Source organism: Mesorhizobium sp. M4A.F.Ca.ET.020.02.1.1, from assembly GCF_004022645.1.
Lineage (GTDB): Bacteria > Pseudomonadota > Alphaproteobacteria > Rhizobiales > Rhizobiaceae > Mesorhizobium.
In genome coordinates, this window is record NZ_RZOI01000733.1 from 1 (window position 1) to 2,964 (window position 2,964).

Annotated in this window: 4 protein-coding genes; 3 read left to right on the forward strand and 1 reads right to left on the reverse strand. The window is 62.9% G+C overall.

Annotated features, from left to right (window positions below):
* Positions 1 to 391 (forward strand): sugar-binding domain-containing protein (locus tag EN742_RS30155; RefSeq protein ID WP_281035019.1); only part of this gene is annotated, 391 nt, incomplete at its 5' end.
* A gap of 21 nt (positions 392 to 412) precedes the next feature.
* On the opposite strand, the gene EN742_RS30160 is transcribed toward EN742_RS30155, so the two are convergent.
* Positions 413 to 598 carry a hypothetical protein gene (locus EN742_RS30160; protein WP_126057042.1) on the reverse strand — a complete coding sequence of 62 codons (186 nt, stop codon included), beginning with the start codon at positions 596 to 598 and terminating at the stop codon, positions 413 to 415.
* A gap of 109 nt (positions 599 to 707) precedes the next feature.
* On the opposite strand from EN742_RS30160, the gene gcvA reads away from it, so the two are divergent.
* Positions 708 to 1,616 (forward strand): transcriptional regulator GcvA, encoded by a 909-nt coding sequence (gene gcvA, locus EN742_RS30165; protein ID WP_126057041.1) that lies wholly within the window; start codon positions 708 to 710, stop codon positions 1,614 to 1,616.
* Positions 1,617 to 1,811: 195 nt separating this feature from the next.
* The coding region (locus tag EN742_RS30170) for a sugar ABC transporter substrate-binding protein (RefSeq protein ID WP_148670361.1) at positions 1,812 to 2,964 on the forward strand (1,153 nt) is incomplete at its 3' end.

Below are 2,964 nucleotides of genomic sequence, written 5' to 3' on the forward strand. Positions count from 1 at the left end.
GGACATGCTGCTCAGCCAGCCGATGATCCAGCCGACGCTGGCGCTGGCGGCGGAAGCCGACGTCACTTTCGTCGGCATCGGCGATCTCGGCCCCAAGGCCCCGCTCTATGAGGACGGCTTCATTTCCGAGGGCGAGTTGAAGTCGCTGCAGAAAGCGGGCGGCATCGCCGAGATCGTCGGCTGGGTGTTCGACCGCGAGGGCCGCATGATCGAGGGCATAACCAATGACCGCGTGTCCTCAGCGGCGCTGCCGTCGCGCGAAAGGTCGCTGGTCATCGCGCTCGCCATGGGTGAGCGCAAATTGCCCGGCATCCTTGCCGCCGTGAACCGGCGTCTGGTCAACGGCCTCATCACCGACGAGCGGACGGCGTCCGCGCTGCTGGCCAGTTGATTGGCGATAAAATCGCGATGTCTATTTGTGGCGTCCGCAGGGATCGTTGCCATCAAGAAAACCCATGTCGCGCTGCAGATGGGGCGACAATTCCCTGACGTCGACATAGCTGCGCCTGCGGCGCGCCAACCGCGAAAATTCCCTTGCCAGCACGGAAAACCAGCCATTCGCAGGGGTAGAAACAAGTCTTTCCTGGATCGTGGTCATGATCGTCAGCCTTGCTATGCTTGAACTGTGTTGATCGTCGACCCCAAATATCGGGATGATTGGCAGATGCTTCCAATCAAACGTCGATCATGACCCATAAAGAGGCCTTATGCCCGATCTCACCGCCCGACAGTTTGCCCAGCTCCCGCCGCTGCAAGCGATCCGCGTGTTCGAGGCCGTAGCCAGGCACCTCTCCTTCACCAAGGCCGCCGAAGAGCTTGGCATGACGCAGGCGGCCGCCAGCTATCAGATCAAGCTGCTCGAAGAGCGTATCGGCGCGCCGCTGTTCCTCCGCCTGCCGAAGCAGATCGAACTGACCGAACCCGGTCAGCGCCTGGCGCCGGCCGTCAGCGAGGCTTTTGCGCTGCTGAGCGGCGCCTATTCGGCCGCGCGTGCGGGGGCCGACGGCGTGCTTTGCGTCTCCACCCTGCTCACCTTCGCTTCGAATTGGCTGGCCCAGCATCTGGGCTCCTTCCAGGTCGCGCATCCCTCGCTCGCCGTGCGTGTCGACACCTCGAACCGTGTCGTCGATTTCGCCCGAGAAGATATCGACATCGCCATCCGTTCCGGCGGCGGCAAATGGCCGGGCGTGGAAACGCATATGCTGTTCAGGGCCGATTTCACCCCGGTGCTCAGCCCCAAGCTTGCGGCAAGTATCGGCGGTGTCAAGGAGCCGGCCGACCTGCTCAAGCTCCCGATCCTCGATCCGGGCGACATCTGGTGGCAGGAGTGGTTCGCACTCGCCGGTCTCCCGGCCGAAGAGCTCGCCAATCGCCCCGGCACCAGCATGGGCGCGCAAGCCTATGAGGCCAATGCCGCGATGGCCGGCCAGGGCGTGGCGATCGTCACCAGGGCCCTGTTCAAGAACGAACTTGCCGACGGGCGGCTGATCCAGCCTTTCGATCTGGTCGGCGACGATGGCCATGCCTATTGGCTGGTCTATCCGTCGGCGCGCCGCAACGTGCCGAAAATCCGCGCCTTCCGCGACTGGATCCTGGCCGAGATCGCCTGCCAATAGGCTGATCTCCAAAAACCGTCGCTGGTAAACTCTGCCGGCTCCTCTCAACGCATCCGCCTGTGAGCTTTCGCGCAGCGGTGCATGGGTCATTTGTGCTGCGCTGCAGCATCGAATCCGGCTTGACATAATTCACGCTAAGTGAGTAATTGCTCACAGCCAAGGCAAATGCTCACTTTGGTTTATGGGAGGAATTTGATGAAACTTCGCACGCTCACTTTGGGCCTGTTGTCGGCTAGCGCCCTTGCGTTCGCCGCGCATGCCGAATCCATCACCATCGCCACAGTCAACAATGGCGATATGGTCCGCATGCAGAAGCTGACCGACGACTTCACCAAGAAGAACCCCGACATCCAGTTGAACTGGGTCACGCTCGAAGAAAACGTGCTGCGCGAGCGCGTCACCACCGACATCGCCACCAAGGGCGGCCAGTACGACGTCATGACCATCGGCACCTATGAGGTTCCGATCTGGGCCAAGCAGAGCTGGCTGCTGCCGCTCGACAAGCTCGGCGACGACTATGACGTAAAGGACATCATCCCGGCTATCGCTGGCGGCCTATCGGTCGACGGCAAGCTCTATGCCGCGCCCTTCTACGGCGAGAGCTCCTTCGTCATGTACCGCAAGGACCTGATGGAGAAGGCCGGGCTGACCATGCCCGATGCGCCGACCTGGGACTTCATCAAGCAGGCCGCCGACAAGATGACCGACCGCGCCAACGGCGTGAACGGCGTCTGCCTGCGCGGCAAGGCCGGCTGGGGCGAGAACATGGCCTTCCTGACCGCCATGTCGAACTCCTTCGGCGCCCGCTGGTTCGACGAGAACTGGAAGCCGCAGTTCGACCAGCCCGAATGGAAGAACACGCTGCAGTTCTATGTCGACCTGATGAAGGCCGACGGTCCTGAGGGCGCCTCGTCCAACGGCTTCAACGAGAACCTGGCGCTGTTCCAGCAGGGCAAGTGCGGCATGTGGATCGACGCCACCGTCGCCGCCTCCTTCGTCTCAGACCCGAAGAACTCCACCGTCGCCGACAAGGTCGGCTATGCGCTGGCGCCCGACAATGGCCTGGGCAAGCGCGGCAACTGGCTGTGGGCATGGTCGCTGGCAATTCCCGCCGGCACGCAGAAGGCGGAAGCGGCCGAGAAGTTCGTCTCCTGGGCAACCTCGAAGGGCTATCTCGAACTGGTCGCGGCGAAGGAAGGCTGGGCCAACGTTCCGCCGGGAACGCGCACCTCGCTCTACAACAACGCCGAGTACCAGAAGGCGGCGCCCTTCGCCAAGATGACGCTGGACTCCATCAACGCGGCCGACCCGACGCATCCGACGGTCAAGCCGGTGCCCTATGTCGGCG

Bases quoted from the DNA above. Each gene is read 5' to 3' on its own strand.
- gcvA (WP_126057041.1), top strand. From the start codon at position 708: ATGCCCGATCTCACCGCCCGACAGTTTGCCCAGCTCCCGCCGCTGCAA.
- EN742_RS30160 (WP_126057042.1), bottom strand. From the start codon at position 598: ATGACCACGATCCAGGAAAGACTTGTTTCTACCCCTGCGAATGGCTGG.